General features: G+C 72.5%; 15 protein-coding genes. 9 read left to right on the top strand and 6 right to left on the bottom strand.

Translation table 11 applies throughout. The features are described 5' to 3' along the window. Positions 1-553: 553 nt before the first annotated feature. Positions 554-2,134 (top strand): fatty acyl-CoA synthetase, encoded by a 1,581-nt coding sequence (locus tag AC07FT_RS10210; protein WP_479175544.1) that lies wholly within the window; start codon positions 554-556, stop codon positions 2,132-2,134. A 326-nt stretch (positions 2,135-2,460) separates the two neighbouring features. Further along, positions 2,461-2,967: a GNAT family N-acetyltransferase gene (locus tag AC07FT_RS10205; protein WP_479175542.1), complete on the top strand. Its 507-nt coding sequence runs from the start codon at positions 2,461-2,463 to the stop codon at positions 2,965-2,967. A 27-nt stretch (positions 2,968-2,994) separates the two neighbouring features. On the opposite strand, the gene AC07FT_RS10200 is transcribed toward AC07FT_RS10205, so the two are convergent. From AC07FT_RS10200 to AC07FT_RS10175, 6 genes are all read right to left on the bottom strand, one after another. Then, on the bottom strand, positions 2,995-3,963 hold the full coding sequence (locus AC07FT_RS10200) for an SRPBCC family protein (RefSeq protein ID WP_479175540.1): 969 nt from the start codon (positions 3,961-3,963) through the stop codon (positions 2,995-2,997). A gap of 6 nt (positions 3,964-3,969) precedes the next feature. After that, positions 3,970-4,551, bottom strand: a complete 582-nt coding sequence (locus AC07FT_RS10195) for a hypothetical protein (protein WP_479175538.1) — start codon at positions 4,549-4,551, stop codon at positions 3,970-3,972. A gap of 138 nt (positions 4,552-4,689) precedes the next feature. After that, positions 4,690-6,207: a glycerol kinase GlpK gene (glpK, locus tag AC07FT_RS10190; RefSeq protein ID WP_479175536.1), complete on the bottom strand. Its 1,518-nt coding sequence runs from the start codon at positions 6,205-6,207 to the stop codon at positions 4,690-4,692. 36 nt (positions 6,208-6,243) lie between these two features. Beyond that, positions 6,244-7,092, bottom strand: a complete 849-nt coding sequence (locus AC07FT_RS10185; RefSeq protein ID WP_479175535.1) for an MIP/aquaporin family protein — start codon at positions 7,090-7,092, stop codon at positions 6,244-6,246. A gap of 104 nt (positions 7,093-7,196) precedes the next feature. Further along, a complete protein-coding gene (locus AC07FT_RS10180) occupies positions 7,197-9,584 on the bottom strand; it encodes a phosphoketolase family protein (RefSeq protein WP_479175534.1) in 2,388 nt (795 codons plus the stop codon). 109 nt (positions 9,585-9,693) lie between these two features. Further along, positions 9,694-10,575, bottom strand: coding sequence for a universal stress protein (locus tag AC07FT_RS10175; protein WP_479175532.1), 882 nt, complete (start codon positions 10,573-10,575; stop codon positions 9,694-9,696). 221 nt (positions 10,576-10,796) lie between these two features. Between AC07FT_RS10175 and AC07FT_RS10170 the strand changes: the two genes are divergently transcribed. The 7 genes from AC07FT_RS10170 (at position 10,797) to AC07FT_RS10140 (ending at position 18,237) form a co-directional block, all read left to right on the top strand. After that, positions 10,797-11,483, top strand: a complete 687-nt coding sequence (locus AC07FT_RS10170) for a CBS domain-containing protein (RefSeq protein ID WP_432034925.1) — start codon at positions 10,797-10,799, stop codon at positions 11,481-11,483. Continuing rightward, positions 11,480-12,382, top strand: coding sequence for a universal stress protein (locus AC07FT_RS10165; RefSeq protein WP_479175530.1), 903 nt, complete (start codon positions 11,480-11,482; stop codon positions 12,380-12,382). Before AC07FT_RS10170 ends, AC07FT_RS10165 begins: the two co-directional genes overlap by 4 nt. 765 nt (positions 12,383-13,147) lie before the next feature. Further along, complete coding sequence (locus AC07FT_RS10160) at positions 13,148-14,002, top strand: universal stress protein (protein WP_479175528.1); 855 nt, start codon at positions 13,148-13,150, stop codon at positions 14,000-14,002. A gap of 19 nt (positions 14,003-14,021) precedes the next feature. Beyond that, positions 14,022-15,089, top strand: coding sequence for an alcohol dehydrogenase catalytic domain-containing protein (locus AC07FT_RS10155; RefSeq protein WP_479175526.1), 1,068 nt, complete (start codon positions 14,022-14,024; stop codon positions 15,087-15,089). Between the two features lie 39 nt (positions 15,090-15,128). Continuing rightward, complete coding sequence (locus AC07FT_RS10150) at positions 15,129-15,782, top strand: helix-turn-helix domain-containing protein (protein WP_479175525.1); 654 nt, start codon at positions 15,129-15,131, stop codon at positions 15,780-15,782. A gap of 120 nt (positions 15,783-15,902) precedes the next feature. Further along, positions 15,903-16,724 (top strand): universal stress protein, encoded by an 822-nt coding sequence (locus tag AC07FT_RS10145; protein WP_479175523.1) that lies wholly within the window; start codon positions 15,903-15,905, stop codon positions 16,722-16,724. Positions 16,725-16,809: 85 nt separating this feature from the next. After that, positions 16,810-18,237 (top strand): nicotinate phosphoribosyltransferase, encoded by a 1,428-nt coding sequence (locus AC07FT_RS10140; RefSeq protein ID WP_471196558.1) that lies wholly within the window; start codon positions 16,810-16,812, stop codon positions 18,235-18,237. Positions 18,238-18,260: the final 23 nt, after the last annotated feature.

The following is an 18,260-nucleotide window of genomic DNA, read 5'->3' as shown; positions in this document are numbered from 1 at the left end:
GTCTCCCCCTTGCATGTGGTGCGTGATGAGCGTGATGGCACAGGACGGACGGGCGGCCGCGCCCGAAGATGGTTGGAGTCGGTGAGATGACTCCTTCGGTGCGGCCGCCCGTCCGTCTTCCCCCACTTTGTGTGGAGCACCAGCGTGGCGTGGAGCGGGTCCCTGCGGCAGGGCTGCGCGGCCCTTGATCCAGGGCCGTCCGGCCCTAGGCCGTGTCGTTCGGATCTTCGCGGGCCCGCGACGACGGCTACGGCACCTCGCAGCGTTGTCGCCGGACCCGAGTACGCCCAGTACGCGGGTCAGGCTCCGCCTTGCGATGCTCCCCCAGCTAACGCTGGGAGGTGCCCCCTGCATCCGACGCCGCGGCCTGATCCACGAAGATCCAAACGACACGACCTGGTCGCCGGGGTGCGGCATGGGCGGTGGCGGGCCGGTCGGCGGGGGACGCGACGCCCCGCCACGCCGGTCCTGTGGCGCCGTCACTCTTGAAGCCCGCCCCGGGCCGTGCCAGCGTGGCGATCCGTCCGTCCGCCCCCACCCCCGGGAGACACCGGTGACCGCATCCTCCCTGCCCGTGGACATCGTGCGCGCCCGCCGCCAGGGCATCGCCGATCTGCTGTCCCGCACCGCGCTGCGGCTGCCGCACAAGACCGCCGTGGTCGACGGCCCGCTGCGACAGACGTTCGCCGAACTGGACGCGGTGGTGGACCGGACCGCGGGCGCGCTGGCCGCGCGGGGGGTGGCCCGTGGCGACCGGGTGGTGCTGTACGCGCGCAACTCCCACGGCTTCGTGGTCGCCTACTTCGCGCTGGCCCGGCTGGGCGCGGTGTCGGTCCCGGTGAACTTCATGCTGACCCCTCCCGAAGTCGCCTACGTCCTGGACCACTCGGGAGCCGTGGGTATCGTCGCGGGTGCCGATCTGCTCGACGCCGCCGACGCCGCGCTGGCGGAGGCGGCGCCGCCGCGGCTGGCGGTGCGCGCGGCGATCGGCGGGGGGCGCGGGGACTGGGAGGACCTGGCCGAGCTGGGCGAGGAGGCCGGGCACCGGGTCCCCGACCCGGCCCTGTCCGACGACGATCCGGTACAGCTGATGTACACCTCGGGAACCGAGTCCCGGCCCAAGGGCGCCATCATGACCAGCCGCAATCTGATCTCCCAGTACCTGACGGCGATCGTGGTCGGCGACATGTCCGTCGATGACGTCGAGATCCACGCGCTGCCGCTGTACCACTGCGCCCAGCTGCACGCCTGTCTCACGCCCGACATCTATCTGGGCGCCACCTCCCTGGTGCTGCCCGGCCCGGATCCGGCCACCCTGCTGGCCGCCATCGAGGCGGAACGGGTGACCAAGCTGTTCGCGCCGCCGACGGTGTGGATCGCGCTGCTGCGCCATCCGGAGTTCGGCACCCGCGATCTGTCGTCGCTGCGCAAGGGGTACTACGGCGCGGCGTCGATGCCGGTGGCCGTCCTCGCCGAACTGCGCCACCGGCTGCCCGGACTGGCGCTGTACAACCTCTACGGGCAGACCGAGATGTCCCCGATCGCCACCGTGCTGGGCCCGGCCGACCAGGAGCGCAAGGCCGGATCCGCGGGGCGGGCCGCGCTCAACGTCGAGACGCTGGTGGTGGACGAGGACGACCGCCCGGTGCCGCCGGGCACCATCGGGGAGATCGTGCACCGGGGCCCGCACACCATGCTCGGCTACTGGCGCGACCCCGAGCGCACCGCGGAGGTGTTCCGCGGTGGCTGGTTCCACAGCGGCGATCTGGGGGTGCTGGACGACGAGGGGTACCTGACCGTCGTCGACCGCAAGAAGGACATGGTGAACAGCGGCGGTGAGAACGTGTCCGGGCGCGAGGTGGAAGAGGTCATCCACGCCCATCCGGCGGTCACCGAGGCCGCGGTGTTCGGGGTGCCGCATCCGTACTGGATCGAGGCGGTGACGGCGGTGGTGGTGCCCCGCCCGGGTGAGACGCTGGATGTCCAGGACATCCTGGACCACTGCCGCTCCCGGCTCGCGGGGTACAAGGTCCCCAAGTACGTGGCGCTCGTCGAGTCCCTGCCGAAGAATCCCAGCGGCAAGATCCTCAAGCGTCAACTCCGCACTTCCTACGCGCACTTGGGCGATATCTGACCACCATATGGACCGCGGTTGACGGACAGTGTCCGCGCGGTGCCCAATGATGTGCGTGAGGAGTGCGCTGCCCCTGGTCACCCGCGATCACATCGACTTCGGTCGGGTGTGGTCGGCGTCGTGTCCGTTCTGATCCGGCAGCGGACCGTGCCGACGGCCGGTCCCCCATCGCGGCTCCGCCGCCCCTCCCCCCGCGTCTGACGGCACCGCCCGGCCACGTGCCTTCCCGGTGCCGGGCGCGCTTCCCCGTGTCCCATTCGTCCTGTCGCGCATGATCCGTCGCGCAGGTCTCCCTCGCGAAAGGCCCTTCAATGGCCGTGGAGTTCGTGTCCGCATCCGTCGCCGCACCTGGGGCGCAGCTGTCGGTGGCCCATGTCACCGCGGACGATCCGCTGGTGGAACCGCTGCTGCGGGAACTGGGGGACGAGTACTCGCGCCGGTACGGCAAGGACGCGCACGGCGAGCTGAGCCGCTATCCGGCCGAGGAGTTCACACCGCCACAGGGACTGCTGCTCCTGCTGCTGGAGGACGGACAGCCGGTGGCCGGGGGCGCGTTCCGCCGCTACGACGCGCGGACCGCCGAACTCAAGCGGATCTGGACCCATTCCGCGCACCGCAGGCGCGGTCTCGCCCGCAGAGTGCTGGCCGAGCTGGAGCGGGCCGCTGCCGAACGCGGCTACCACCGGCTCTACTTGACGACGGGGCCGCGTCAGCCCGAGGCGCGCGGGCTCTACCTCGCCACCGGGTATTCCGCGCTGTTCGACGTCACGGCCGACCCGGAGACCATCGGCCCGTTGCCGTTCGAGAAGTTCCTCTTCCCCCCTGGCCGGTGATGCGGAGGCGGGACCGGGCGAGGCCGGTCAGCGGCGGCGTGAGCGCCGCCGTGGCGCCTCCTCCTCTTCCTCTTCTTCTTCGTCCTCGTCCTCGTATGCGTCTTCCTCGTCGTACTCGTCGTCGTGCTCGTCTTCCTCGTCCTCGTATTCGTCTTCCTCCTCCTCGTCCTCCTCGTCCTCCTCGTCCTCGTCTTCTTCCTCTTCCTCGTCGACGACCTCGCCCTCGCGGATCTCACCGCGCCAGCCCTCGATGTCGTCGGGGTTGAGCAGCACCTCGGCCATCAGGTGGCGGCGGAAGTGCTTCAGCTCCAGACGCACCCGGCGGCCCTGGGCCCGCCAGATGTTTCCGGTGCGTTCGAAGAAGCCCTGCGGGTAGTACTGGAGGACCACGAGGATCCGGGTGAGTTCGGGGGCGATCTCATGGAAGGTGACCGCGCCGTTCACATGGCCCTTCTCGGCCCGTGAGGTCCAGATGATGCGCTTGTCCGGCACCTGCTCGACGATCTCGGAGTGCCATTTGCGGTGCGACCAGAAGACCTGGGCCTTCCAGTCCAGTTCGGTCTCGGACTCCTGCGAGACGTCCTCGACCTTCTTCATATAACTGGGGAAGTCCTCGAACTGGGTCCACAGGTCATAGGTGAGTGACAGGGGCGCGCCGACGTCGATCTGCTCCACGATATTGGTGACCTTGAGCTTCTTGTCACGGTCGCCGTCCTTGCCGCCGCCGAGACCCGGGATCACCTCCTCGGCCTTGTCCACGGCCTTGTCCTTGACGGTCTCCAGCCCCGCCTTCACCAGCGGCTTCATCGGGACGTCCAGACCGTCTCCGCCCTTGCCGAGGCCCTTCTTGCCGAGCTGGGTCACCGAGGAGAGGGCCTTCTGCCCCAGGGCGCCGGCGAGGTTGCGCGCCTCCTGCTTCAGCCGATCGGTGGGCAGTTCCTTGGCGAGGGCGCCGAGCCCTCCTCCCGAACCTCGTTCATCCGCCTTCTGCGCCATGTCCCCTCACCCCTGGCTCCGTCGTCCGGACCCGCTCGACTCGCTCCGTTTGCGGGCCTTCGCCGGGCGGTCGGCGGACTTCCGCTGCCCGTTCCCGTTCCGGCCGCGCCCGCCGGGCCGCGAACCGGACGTGTCCGTGCGCTCGCGCGCCGCGCCCTTGCTCCGCTGCCCCTTGCCGGCCTGGCCTTTACCCGCCTTGCCCTTGCCCTCCTTGCCGTTGCCCTCCTTGCCCTTCGCCTGCCGCTTGCCGGAGGACTCCCGCTCCTCGGACTCCTCCGATGTCCCGGAGGTGTCCCGGCCGTTGCGCAGGGTGCCCGCCCTCCGCTCCATGCGGTCGCTCAGGGCTTCCATGCGATTACTGGCGGCCGACACCACGGCCGAACGCCCCGCGGACACCAAAGTGCCGCGGACATTGCGGCCCACCTTGCCGATCTCGGCGGTGGGCAGGGCGTCGGTGTTCACCGGAACGCGGCCCGACGCCAGGCGTCTGCCCGCTGCCATACCGGCGAGCGCCATGGCCCACCGCATCCTGCGGCGGCGCCCGAAGAGGTAACCACTGGCGAAGGCCAGTGCCGCCTCGCTCTTCATGATCGGTCCTCCTCACGCCGCCACACCACGGCCACACCCGGAGAGCCCGTAACACGGGCCTCACTTTCGAGTATGTCTTATTTGCCCCATTCGGGTAGTCCGGGGCAAAGGCGATCAGGCGATGAGTGGGGCCGCGGGCTAGGACACCTGCACCCAGTCCAGGGTGCGCTGCACGGCCTTCTTCCAGCCCGCGTAGCCCTCCTCGCGGCGCTCGGCGCTCCACTCCGGCTCCCAGCGTCTGGACTCGCTCCAGTGGGAGCGCAGCTCATCGGTGTCCCGCCAGAAGCCGGTGGCGAGACCGGCGGCGTAGGCGGCGCCGAGCGCGGTGGTCTCGGCCACCACCGGGCGGCTGACCGGTACACCCAGCACATCGGCCTGGATCTGCATGCACAGGTCGTTCTCGGTGACACCGCCGTCCACCCGGAGCACATCGAGGTGGATCCCGGCGTCCTTCTCCATGGCCTCCACCACGTCCCGACTCTGGTAACAGATCGCTTCCAGGGTGGCGCGGGCGAGGTGGCCATTGGTGTTGTAGCGGGTGAGGCCGACGATCGCGCCACGGGCGTCGGAGCGCCAGTACGGGGCGAACAGCCCGGAGAACGCGGGGACGAAGTACACCCCGCCGTGGTCCTCGACGGTCCGCGCCAGCCGCTCACTGGCCGGGGCATCCTCGATGATCTTCATCTGGTCGCGCAGCCACTGCACGGCCGAGCCGGTCACCGCGATGGACCCCTCCAGGGCGTAGACGGCGGGGCTGCCGTCGAACTGGTACGCCACCGTGGTGAGCAGTCCGCTGGTCGAACGGACCAGTTCCGCCCCGGTGTTGAGGACCAAAAAGTTACCGGTGCCGTAGGTGTTCTTGGCCTCGCCGGGGTTGAAGCACACCTGGCCGACGGTGGCCGCCTGCTGGTCACCGAGGACTCCGGTGATCGGGGTCGCGGTGCGCAGCGGACGGCTGGTGCGGGCCTGACCGTACGCCTCCGCATGGGACGAGGGGTTGATCGTCGGCAGCATGGTCCGCGGAATGCCGAAGATCTCCAGCAGTTCATCGTCCCAGTCCAGCGTCTCCAGGTTCATCAGCATGGTGCGGCTGGCGTTGGTGACGTCGGTGGCGTGGATACCTCCGCCGGGCCCGCCGGTGAGGTTCCACAGCACCCAGGCGTCGGTGTTGCCGAAGAGCGCGTGGCCGCGTTCGGCCGCCTCGCGGACGCCCTCGACGTTGTCCAGGATCCACTTGATCTTGCCGCCGGAGAAGTAGGTGGCGGGCGGCAGTCCGGCCTTGCGGCGGATGACCTCGCCGTGGCCGTCCCGTTCGAGGGCGGCGGCGATGGTGTCGGTGCGGGTGTCCTGCCAGACGATCGCGTTGTGGTACGGCTGGCCGTTGCGCGGATCCCAGATCACGGTGGTCTCGCGCTGGTTGGTGATGCCGATGGCCGCCAGGTCGGTGGGTGAGAGCCCACCGGTGCGGATGGCGTTCTGCATCACGGAGTTGGTGCGCTCCCAGATTTCCACCGGGTCGTGTTCGACCCATCCCGAGCGCGGCAGGATCTGCCGGTGCTCCAGCTGGTACTTCGCCACTTCGCCGCCGTCGTGATCGAAGATCATGAAGCGGGTGCTGGTGGTCCCCTGGTCCACCGCTCCGACGAATTCCGGCATCCTTCCGCCGCCTCTCCTGGATGGGTCCGGCCCGGATCAGCCCTCGGGGGCGGGGGTACGACCCACTTCCTGCTGTCCGGCGACCGGGAGGAAGCGGCTGATCAGGAGCTTGTACAGGGCCGCACCGACCAGTCCGCCGATCAGCGGACCCACGATGGGCACCCAGAAGTAGATATCGCCGTACTCGTCGCGCCAGGCGTGGTCATAGCCGGTCAGGTAGCTGGCGAGCCGAGGACCGAAGTCACGGGCCGGGTTGATGGCGTACCCCGCGTCGTTCCCCCAGGCCATCCCGATGGCGACCACGATCAGGCCGATGATGAACGGCCCCAGGTTGGCCTGCGGCGGTGTGTTCAGCAGGTCGGTGACGGCGAAGATGAGCAGCACCAGGATCGCGGTGCCGATGATCTGGTCGCGCAGCGCGCCCCACTCGCTCACCGGAAGCACGCCGTTGCCGGGGAGGGTAGAGAAGACGATCTGGGTCTTGAGGGTGTGACCGGGGTCGGCCGCCGCCAGCACCTCGGTGTAGTTCCAGCGCACCAGCAGCGCGGCGACGAACGCACCGAGTGTCTGGGCCAGGGTGTAGGGCAGCACCTTGCTCCAGGGAAATCCCTTGAAGGCCGCGAGGGAGAGGGTGACCGCCGGGTTGATATGCGCACCGCTGAGCCGTGCGGCGACATAGACGCCCAGGGTGACGCCGAGCCCCCAGGCCCAGGCGATGGAGTCGTGGTCGCCGAGCCCCCCTGGGGGCTTGGTGAGGGCGCCGCCCGCCACCACCTGGGCCACGACACCGCATCCGAAGAGGATGAGCACCATCGTCCCGGCGAACTCCGCGGAGAGTTCACCGATCAGCCCCGAGCGCCCGCCCTGCCGCTTCTCCTCCGTCATGGGCCCATGGTGTGCGCGCGGCGGGCGGATCGGCCTGTCCTGCTGCGCCGTACGGGTCAGGGGACGCCGGGCCGGTACGGCGCCCGGCGTCCCCGCCCGGTGGTTCAGCCGCTCCAGGACCACTCCGCCACTTCGGGCATGTCGGTGCCGTGTTCGCGGATCCACGCGTGGTGGCGGCTGCGCGCGTCCTGCATCCGCTGGCGTACGGCGGCGGCGCGCACCGCCAGGCCCGGGGTGCGGTCGATGACGTCCATCACCAGCCGGTAGCGGTCCAGGTCGTTGCGGACCACCATGTCGAAGGGTGTGGTGGTGGTGCCCGACTCCAGATAGCCGCGGACGTGCAGCTGCGGGTGGACGGTCCGGCGGTAGGCCAGCCGGTGCACCAGCCACGGATAGCCGTGGTAGGCGAAGATGACCGGCCGGTCACGGGTGAACAGGGCGTCGAACTCGGCGTCCGGCATCCCGTGCGGATGTTCCTTCTGCGGCAGCAGCCGGGTCATGTCGACGACGTTGACCACCCGTACCGCCACATCGGGCAGATGGCGGCGGAGGATCGCGGCGGCCGCCAGGACCTCCTGGGTGGGGACGTCGCCGGCGGCGGCCAGCACCACATCGGGTTCCCCCATGCCGTTCTCGGTGCCCGCCCAGTCCCAGCTCCCGGCGCCGCGGGCGCAGTGGGCGCGGGCCTGTTCGAGGTCGAGCCAGTCGAAGCACGGCTGTTTGCCCGCGACCACCACGTTGACGTAGTCGCGGCTGCGCAGCACGTGGTCGGCCACGCAGAGCAGGGTGTTGGCGTCCGGGGGCAGATAGACCCGCACCACCTCCGGGCTCTTGTTGAGCACATGGTCCACGAAACCGGGGTCCTGGTGGGAGAAGCCGTTGTGGTCCTGCCGCCAGACGTGGGAGGTCAGCAGATAGTTGAGGGAGGCCACCGGGTGGCGCCACGGCAGCGCCCGGGACACCTTCAGCCACTTGATGTGCTGGTTGACCATGGAGTCCACGATGTGCACGAACGCCTCGTAGCAGGAGAACAGTCCGTGCCGTCCGGTGAGCAGATAGCCCTCCAGCCAGCCTTGGCACACATGTTCGGAGAGGATCTCCATCACCCGGCCGTGCCGGTCCAGGTGCTCGTCGGTGGTGAGGGTCTTCTCCTGCCACGCCTTGCCGGTGGCCTGGAACAGGGCCTGGAGCCGGTTGGAGGCGGTCTCGTCGGGTCCCACGACGCGGAAGTCCCGGCGGTCCCCGGTGTCCTCCATGATCCGCTCCAGCAGATCGCCGAGCACCCGGGTGGGCTCGTGCAGGGTCGCGCCCGGCTTCTCGACGGGCACCGCGTACCGCTCCAGGGCGGGCACCGGCAGATCGCGCACCAGCAGTCCGCCGTTGGCGTGCGGATTGGCACCCAGCCGCCGCGGCCCGTGGGGTACGCACGCCAGTACCTCCGGGCGGGGTCGTCCGTCCGCGTCGAAGAGCTCTTCCGGCCGGTAGGACCGCAGCCACCGCTCCAGCTGCCGCAGATGCTCCGGGTTCTCCCGGACGCCCGGCAGCGGGACCTGGTGGGAACGCCAGGTGCCCGCGACCGGGAGGCCGTCGACCCGCTCGGGACCGGTCCAGCCCTTGGGGGTGCGCAGGACGATCACCGGCCAGCGCGGGCGTTCGGCGACGCCCTCCTCACGGGCGGTGCGCTGGAGCAGGGCGATCCGGTCGAGCGCCTCGTCCATCGCCCGGGCCAGGTCCCGGTGGACCTGCTCGGGGTCGTCGCCGGACACCTGGATCGGCTCGTGGCCGTATCCGCGCAGCAGCTCCTCGAGTTCGGGCACGGGGAGGCGGGCGAGCAGCGTGGGGTTGGCGATCTTGTAGCCGTTGAGGTGGAGGACGGGCAGCACGGCACCGTCGTGGACCGGGTCGAGGAACTTGTTGGCGTGCCAGGAGGCGGCCAGCGGTCCGGTCTCCGCCTCGCCGTCCCCGATGACGCAGGCGACGAGGAGGCCGGGGTTGTCCAGGGCCGCGCCGTAGGCGTGGGCGAGCGAGTAGCCGAGCTCACCGCCCTCGTGGATGGAGCCGGGGGTCTCGGGGGCGACATGGCTGGGCACCCCGCCGGGGAAGGAGAACTGGCGGAACAGCCGGGCCATCCCCGCCGCGTCCCGGCCGACGTCGGGGTAGACCTCCGTGTAGCTGCCGTCCAGCCAGGACCCCGCGAGCACCGCCGGGCCCCCGTGGCCAGGGCCCCAGACGCAGATGGCGTCCAGGTCACGGGCCTTGATGACCCGGTTGAGATGGGTGTGGACGAGGTTGAGCCCGGGGGAGGTCCCCCAATGCCCCAGCAGCCGGGGTTTGATGTGCTCGGGGCGCAGCGGCTCGGTCAGCAGCGGATTCGCCAGCAGGTAGATCTGACCGGCCGCCAGGTAGTTCGCGGCCCGCCAGTGGGCGTCCAGGGTGCGGAGTTCATCATCGGCGAGTCCGCTCGTCGCCGTGGTCGGTGCGTCGTCTGGCATGGACCTCTCTCTCTCGTGGGATGTCCGGCTCGTAGGGTGTCCGTTCCGTTCTCTTCCCCGTCCACGGGGCGTCCCTCGGGTGTACGGGGCGTCCCACGCGTACGAGGCGTCATATCCTCTCGGGGACGATCGCCACCGGACAGGGCGCGTGGTGCAGCGCCGTGTGGGCCACCCGGCCGAGCTGGAGCCCCGCGAGGTGGCCGTGGCGCCTGCGGGCGCCGACGACCAGCAGGTCGGCGGTGGCCGCCGCGTGCAGCAGTGCCTTGCGGGCCGGGCCTTCGACGGTCTCGCGGCGGACCACCACCTTGGGGTGGTCGCGCTCGGGAATCCGCAGGGCGTCGTCGAGGGCGCGCTCGGCACGGGCCCAGTGGGCGCGCACCGGATCCCCGTAGATCATCAGGTCGTCCGTGACCTCACCGGCCGGGCAGCGCCAGGCGCGTACCGCGGCCAGTTCGCGGCCGCCCGCCTCGGCCTCCAGGAAGGCGTACCGCAAGGCGGGGGCCGGCTCACCGGCGGGTTCGTCCACCCCGAGCACGATCCGGCCGAACGAACCACGGCGGTTGGGCGTCCCGCCCCGTACGACAGTGACCGGGCAGGGGGCGCGGGCGGCCACCATCAGGGCCACCGACCCCAGGAGCAGCGCGGACAGTTCCCCCCGTCCGCGCGCCCCGGTGACCACGCCGAACGCCTCCTGGCCCGCGCGCAGCAGCAGGGACACCGGGTCCTCCGGCACCACTTCGGTGAAGACCTTCACCTCGGGGCCGCGCCGCCGCGCCCGGTCGGCCGCGGCGGCGGTGATCTGCTCGGCCGTCACCCGGTCCCAGGGCCGCTCGGGATCGGTGGCGGGCTTCATCCCCTCGTAGCGCTCCCACAGGGAACCGTGCACCAGCCGCAGCGGCACCCGGTGCCGGGCCGCCGCATCCGCCGCCCAGTCCACGGCGTTGAGGCTGGACTGTGAGCCGTCGACACCCACGACCAGGGGGAGCGCCACCGTATCCACCGCCCTTCGCAGTGTGGCCTTCGCCGTCGTCCCCACCCTCCCGCCGTCCGGCCCTGGGCGCGAGGGGCGATTCGGCCCCGCCGGGGGTCGTTCGGCCCACATCCCCGGGGCGGGCCGGTCGGCCCCGAGCGCACCCCGGGCAGCCCAAGAAGGGGCACGGGGCGACGGCGGAGGCTGGAGACAGGATCCGGGCAGGCAGGGATGAGGCAGGGATGAAGCACCGCAAGATCGGCAACGTGATGACCGACGATGTCGTCCGGGTCGGCCACGGGGCCTCGTACGAGGAGGTCAGCCAACTGCTGGCACGCCACCGCATCAACGGTCTGCCGGTGGTGGACGAGGACGACAAAGTGGTCGGTGTGATCACCGGTACCGATCTGGGCGAACTGACGGCCCGGCAGGGGAACGGCCACCCCGGTGGCGGACGGACCGACCGGGTGCCGCGGCAGTCCGCCGACGGCCGCACCGCCCGGCAGCTGATGTCACGGCCCGCGGTGACCGTGCGGCCCCAGGACACCATCGTGGACGCCGCGCGCTCCATGGCCCGCCACCGGGTGGAACGGCTGCCCGTCGTGGACGAGGAGGACCGGCTGATCGGTATTGTCACCCGCCGTGACCTGTTGCGGGTCTTCCTCCGCCCGGACGACGAGATCCGCGCCGAGGTGATCGACGAGGTGCTGGTGCGCTCGCTGTGGCTGCTGCCGCACACCGTCACGGTCACCGTGACCGACGGGGTGGTGCGGCTGGAGGGACGGCTCGACCGGCACAGCGAGATCCCCATCGCGGTGCGGATGGCCGGACAGGTGGACGGGGTGGTGGCGGTGGTCGACCGGCTCACCTACCGCGTGGACGACTCCCGCGGCCAGGGCTCCCGCGGTCAGGGGGGTGCCGCGTCATGACGGAACGCGGCAGGCGGGCCCAGGACGGACGGGTCGTGGTGGGCCTCGACGGCTCCGACAGCGCCTGGAGCGCGCTGGACCGGGCCGTGGCCGAGGCCCAGCGGCGCGGTGCCACGCTGGAGATCGTGCACGCCTGGCCGTGGGCCCGTACGGATCCGCTCGCCTTCGACCGGGACAGCGAACCCCAGCGGCCGCCCGTCGAGGTGGCCCGCACAGTGCTGCGGCTGGCGGTGGCACGGGCCTCCGAGAAGGACCCCGGCCTGCGCATCGTGCCCACGCTCACCGCGCAGGACGCGGTGCCGGAACTGCTGCGCATCGGACGGGGCGCTTCGCTCATCGTCATCGGTACACGCGGTCTGGGCGGCTTCACCGGTCTGCTGCTGGGCTCGGTCGGCCTCCGGCTGGCCGCCCACACCGACCGCCCGCTGCTGGTGGTCCGCGGCGACGTACCCGCCGCGTACGGGCCCGAGGGCCACAGCCGGGTGCTGGTCGGGGTCGAGGGCGGCGCGGACGAGGCGGCGGCGCGGTTCGCCTTCGAGGAGGCGATCCGGCGCGGGGCGCGGCTGCGCGTGCTGTACGCGTGGACACACCCGCGCGCCTTCGGCGGCGACCACACCCTGCCCTCACGCGAGGTCGTGGCCCTGCGCGCGGAGCGCGCACAGGAGGAGACGTACCGCGTGGTGGCCGGGCTGCGCGAGGAGTTCGGCGAGGTGGGTGTCCGCGAGGACACGGTGCACAGCGCCCCCGCGCAGGCCCTGGTGGAGGCGTCGCGGGCGGCGGACGTCCTGGTCCTGGCCGTCCACCGCCGCACCGCCCGGCTGGGCCTTCAGCTCGGTCCCGTCACCCACGCGGTCCTCCACCACGCGCACTGCCCGGTGGTCCTGGTCCCGGTCGGCTGAGCGAGCCCGCGGCCACACGGCGGCCCGGCCCGTACGACGCGCGGACGGCCACCGGTCGGCCGGTCCCCGTCCGGACCCCGGCCCGCACAGCGCGCCGCGCGGGGCTTCCCGGGCATGCCCAGGACGACGCGGGCGACGTTCCCCCGGAGGTCGCCCACGAGGAACGGGCCGCAAGGCGCTGCACGGCACCACCGCCGCGCCGTGCTTCCCGGGCGTGCGCTTCTGAGCGAGGCCCGGCGGCGCGTTCGGCCGCGGGCGGCAGCCCGTTCGGGCCCGCCGGTGGCGTTCCTCCCGCGAGGCGTCGGGTGAACGGGGTGCCGGGGTGTCAGCGGCCGTCGGATACCGGTGGCGCACGGTCGCCCCCGGCCACAGGGGGCGGCGCGGGGTGGATGGGCCGGTTGTCCCGGGGGTGTCCTCGTGGCGGGACCGGTCGGCCCTGGCATCGGAGGGCCGGGCGTGGTGCGCTGGAAGTGGCACCGGGGGCATCCAGCAGACGCGGAGAAGCGGACCGGTGAGGCGTCACTGACACCGACGACCGCGCACCGCGCAATCAGGGCCCGCGAGAAGCGGGCGGCCCCCGGCGCCGCGGGTGTACCGCGGGAGCGGCCCCGAGCGGACCCGGTGGGCCCCACCGTCCCGTATCACCCCGCCGGAACACGCCGATCGGACCGATCGGCGGGGACACGTTCCGGCGGGTGTCGCCGGGGCCGACGGGCCCGGGAGGCCCGACGGCCGCTCCCCCGCCACGCCGGAGAGGAGGCAGCGATGGCGCGCCCCGTCACCGTGGGACTGGACGGGTCCCCCGAGAGTCTGGCCGCCGCCGACTGGGCGGCGCACGAGGCGATGCTGCGGGACGCTCCGCTACGGCTGGTCAACGCCTGGCCGGGCCCCGACCAGTTGGACCTGACCCCCGGCCGGGAGGCCGCCTGGCACTACTGGGCCGAGCGCGCGCTGCGGTCGGCGCGGGCCGAACTGGACGCCACGCACCCGGACATGCCGATCCTCACCGACCAGATCCCCGGCTACCCCGGACCGGTACTGCTGGCCGAGGCGGAGCGGGCCCAGTTGCTGGTGGTGGGGTCCCGTTCACTCGGAGCGGTCGCCGGTTTCTTCATGGGCTCGGTCGGGCTGGAGCTGGCCGCCCACGCCACCACACCCGTGGTCCTGGTGCGGGCGGACGCGCCGGACACCCGGGACACCGATGTGGTGGCGGGGGTGGATCTGCGCGGGACCTGCGACGACGTCCTGGAGTTCGCGTTCGACGCCGCGGCCCGGCGCACCGCCGGGCTGCTGTGCGTGTACGCCAGCAGGGTCCCGGCGATCCGGGGCTCCGCGCCGTGGGTGGTGGACGTCGGGCTGACCGATGCCCGCGAGGAGGCCGAGCGCACACTGGCGGACGCGCTGGCGCCGTGGCGGGACAAGTTCGCCGACGTGCGGGTCGTCGAGGAGATCGCGTCCGACAGCCCGGCCCGGCGGCTGGTGGAGGCCGCGCGCGGAGCGGCGCTGCTGGTCGTGGGGCGCGGTCCGCGCCGGTCGGGCCCGGGGCCCCGGCTGGGTCCCGTCGCCCAGGCCGTGGCACACCACGCCGCCTGTCCGGTCGCCGTCGTACCCCAGCACTGAGTGAGGAGAGGTAACAGCCATGAAAGGACTCGTCTTCCACGGACCGGGGCGGTCCTCCTGGGAGGAGGTGCCCGACCCTGACCTCGAGGAGGTCACCGACGCGATCGTGCGGATCGACACGGTCACCATCTGCGGCACCGACCTGCACATCCTGAACGGCGACGTACCGGACGTCAGGCCCGGTACGGTCCTCGGCCACGAGGCGGTGGGCGAGGTGGTGGAGACCGGGGAGGACGTGCGGAGCGTCCGGCCCGGGGACCGGGTGCTGATCTCGTGCATCTCGGCGTGCGGCCACTGCCGGTTCTGCCGGGAGCGGGCCTACGGGCAGTGCCGCGGCGGGGGCGGCTGGATCCTGGGGCGCACGATCAACGGCACCCAGGCGGAGTACGTCCGGGTGCCGTTCGCCGATCTGTCGGTGCATCCACTGCCCGGCTCGGCCGAGGGGCAGGACGCGGTCCTGCTCGCGGACATCTTCCCCACCGCCTACGAGGTCGGGGTGCTCAACGGCCGGGTGGGGCCCGGCGACACGGTCGCCGTGGTGGGCGCCGGACCGATCGGGCTGGCGGCCATCGCCACCGCGGAGTTCTTCTCCCCCGGCCGGATCATCGCGGTGGACTACCCCGGCGCACGGCTGGACGCGGCGAAGCGGGTCGGCGCCGACGCGGTGGCCGCCGCGGACGAGGATCCGGAGCGGCTGGTCGACGACCTCACCGAGGGACTGGGCGCCGATGTGGTGATCGAGGCGGTGGGCACACCGCAGAGCTTCGAGGCGTGCACCCGCATGGTGCGGCCCGGTGGCCGGCTCGCCAACGTCGGGGTGCACGCCAGGCCCGCCACCCTGCACCTGGAGAAGCTGTGGATCAAGAACGTGACGATCACCACCGGGCTGGTCGACACGTACTCCACGCCCACCCTGCTGTCCATGCTGGCCGCCGGACGGCTGCCCGCGTCCATGCTGATCACCCATCTCTTCGAGCTGGACCAGATGGAGGAGGCGTACGACGTCTTCTCCCAGGCCATCGACACCGGCGCCATCAAGATCGCGCTCGGGGGCCCGGCCAGGCCCCTGGCGACCCGGGAGGGATGACCGGTGGCGCCCGGGGCGACGGGGCCGGATCCGGAGGCGGTGACGCGTCCGGTGACCGGCGCCGGTGACATCGGACGCCGGGTGGCCGACCGCCGCGTCCAACTGCACCTCTCCCGTGAGGAGTTGGCGGCACGCGCGGGCACCTCACCGGGCTATGTGCGCTATCTCGAGGAGTATCCGGCCGATCCCGGAGCCGGGGCGCTGCTGCGGGTGGCGGCGGCCCTGGACACCACCGCGGCCGCACTGCACGGCGGCGGCACCGGGCGGCCGCCCGGCAGGGGCCGTGCGGCGCCCCACCCCGATCTGCTGGAGATGGGACCCGAGGAGTGCCGGGAGCGGCTGGCCACCCACGGTGTGGGCCGGGTCTCGGTGTCCACCGCGCGGGGCCCCGCCGTCATCCCGGTCAACTACAGCGTGGTGGACGACGCCGTGGTCTTCCGGACCGCGCCCGACGCCACCCCCGCCGCGGCCGCGGGCACCGAGGTCGCCTTCGAGGTGGACCACATCGACGAGGCGCTCAGCGAGGGCTGGAGCGTGCTGGTCGTCGGACGCGCGCAACGGGTCACCGGCCCGGCGGCGGTCCGGCGGCTGAGCGACACGGCGTACTCGGCCCCCTGGCCGGGCGGCAGCCGCGATCTGTGGCTGCGCATCGAACCCAGCAGCGTCACCGGCCGCCGGATCCGGGCGGGCTGACCCGGCGGGCCGGTCCGCGCACCACGTCCGCGGCACAACAGAACGCGGCACAACGGAAAAGGAACACCACACGGCACGCCACACGCCACACGCCAGAAGAGAGATACGGAGGTGACGGTTGTGCGACCGCCCATCACCGTCGGCATCGACGGTTTTCCCGAGAGCCCGCCCGCCGCGCACTGGGCGGCACGTGAGGCGCTGCTGCGCGATGTGCCACTGCGGCTCGTCCACGCCTGGATCCTGCTCGCGCCCACGGACCCGGACGTGACGTCCGGGCAGGACATCCCCCGCGCGGACGACCAGAACTACTGGGCGCGCCGTATGCTGAGCGACACCGTGGGCGAGTTGCGCGCCGCCCACCCGGAACTGAGGGTCACCGCCGAACTGGTGCCGCAGGAGACGGTACCCGCGCTGCTGGCCGCGGGCCGCGACGCGGAGATGCTGGTACTCGGTTCGCGCGGACGCGGCACCATCGGCGGATTCCTGCTCGGCTCCACCGGGCGGCAGACCCTGGCCCGCGGCACCCGGCCGATGGTCCTGGTCCACGCGGACGACGGCGGCCGGAACGCGGATGTGACCGTGGGCCTGGGGCTGCGGCAGGCGGCCGACGAGGTGCTGGAGTTCGCCTTCGACGCGGCGGCGCGGCGCGGCGGTTCGCTGCGCGCGGTGCATGCGGGCGCCCGCCGGGCGGACCCCGACGCCACGGCCGCGCTGAGCGCGGCGCTGCTGCCGTGGCGGGACAAGTATCCGCGGGTGCCGGTGGCCGAGGAGATCACTTCCGAGCGTGCGGGCCGTGGTGTGGTGCGCGCCGCCGCGGGCTCCGGACTGCTCGTCCTGGGGCGCGACGGGGCCGGACACGGTGGCGTACCGCGGCTGGGCGCGGTGACCCACGCCGCCGTGCACCACGCGCCGTGTCCGGTGGCGGTGGTGCCGTGCGGCTGAACGCCGAGCCGGTACGCCGGACGACCTGTCCTGGCAGCACATCGGCCGGGACGGGGCATGAGTTGGGACGAGGGAGACCACGACGATGTCGAACGCGATGACCACCGATCTCTACGAGGCGACCATGGCCCTGTCCTATCTGCGGGAGGGCATGACCGCACCGGCCACCTTCGACCTCTACGTCCGCGACCTCCCGCCCGAGCGCGGGTTCCTGGTGGCCGCCGGCCTGGAACCGGCGCTGGACTACCTGTCCGGCTTCCGGGTGTGGCCGGACGACGTCGAGGCGTTCGCCGACGCGCTGCACCGTCCCCAGGAGGACCTGGAGCCCCTGCTGGGCCTGGAGTTCGACGGTGAGGTGCGGGCGGTGCCCGAGGGCCGGGTCGTACTGGCCGGGGAGCCACTGCTGGAGCTGACGGCGCCGCTGCCCCAGGCCCAGTTGGTCGAGACGTATCTGCTGGGACAGCTCAGCCACCAGACCACCATCGCCTCCAAGGCGGTGCGGTGTGTGCTGGCCGCCGAGGGCCACCCGGTGCTGGACTTCGCACTGCGCCGCACCCACGGCCCGCAGGCCGGGATGCAGGCCGCCCGGCTGAGCGCCATGGCCGGATTCGCCGGGACGAGCAACGTCGAGGCGGCCACCGCGTACGGACTGGCGGCGAGCGGCACGATGGCGCACTCGTACATCGAGGCGTTCCCGGACGAGGAGAGCGCGTTCCGGGCGTTCGCGCGTGCCCATCCCGGTCCGGTGACCTTCCTGGTGGACACCTACGACACCCTGACGGGTGTGGCCACCGCCGCCCGGGTCCTGCGCGACCTGGGTCTGGACACCGGTTCCGCCATCCGGCTGGACAGCGGCGACCTCGGCGCGCTCGCGGTGCGGGCGCGGCGGATCCTCGACGAGGCCGGGCTGCCGCGGGTGCGGATCGTGGCCAGTGGCGGGCTGGACGAGTACGCCGTGGCGGAGCTGGTGCGCGCGGGGGCTCCGATCGACGTGTTCGCGGTGGGCACCCGGGTCGGGGTCTCGGCGGACTCCGCCTATCTGGACTCCGCGTACAAACTGGTCGCCTACGACGGACTGCCGGTGATGAAGCTGTCCTCGGCGAAGGCCACGGCGCCCGGCGCCAAACAGGTGTGGCGGCGGCCCGGCTTCGCCGATGTGATCGGCGAACGGGACGAGCTGCCGCCGCGCGGTGGCAGCCCGCTGCTGGAGACGGTGATGCGCGACGGCCGCAGGACCGGGCCGCCCGACACCCTGGACCGGGCGCGGCAGCGCCTCGACGCCGACCTGGCCGGGCTGCCACCGCAGGCCCGCAGGATCCGCGAACCCATGCCACCACGTCCGGCCACCTCGCCTCCGCTGGCCCGGCTCGCGGGCCGGGTGCGCCACCGGATCGAGCACCGGATCGCCGGGGAACACCAGGCCGAACGGCCGGCCCCCGGAGCCGAGCGGACCAGGCCGGGGGCCGCTCGGCCCCTGCCTTCGGCGGGCGGCGCGCCCGCACGATGGAGATGACGGCGTCGGCGGCGCCGATGCCG

It is taken from the genome of Streptomyces sp. NPDC045899 (assembly GCF_056431485.1).
This window is presented reverse-complemented; position numbering and strand designations above follow the sequence as displayed.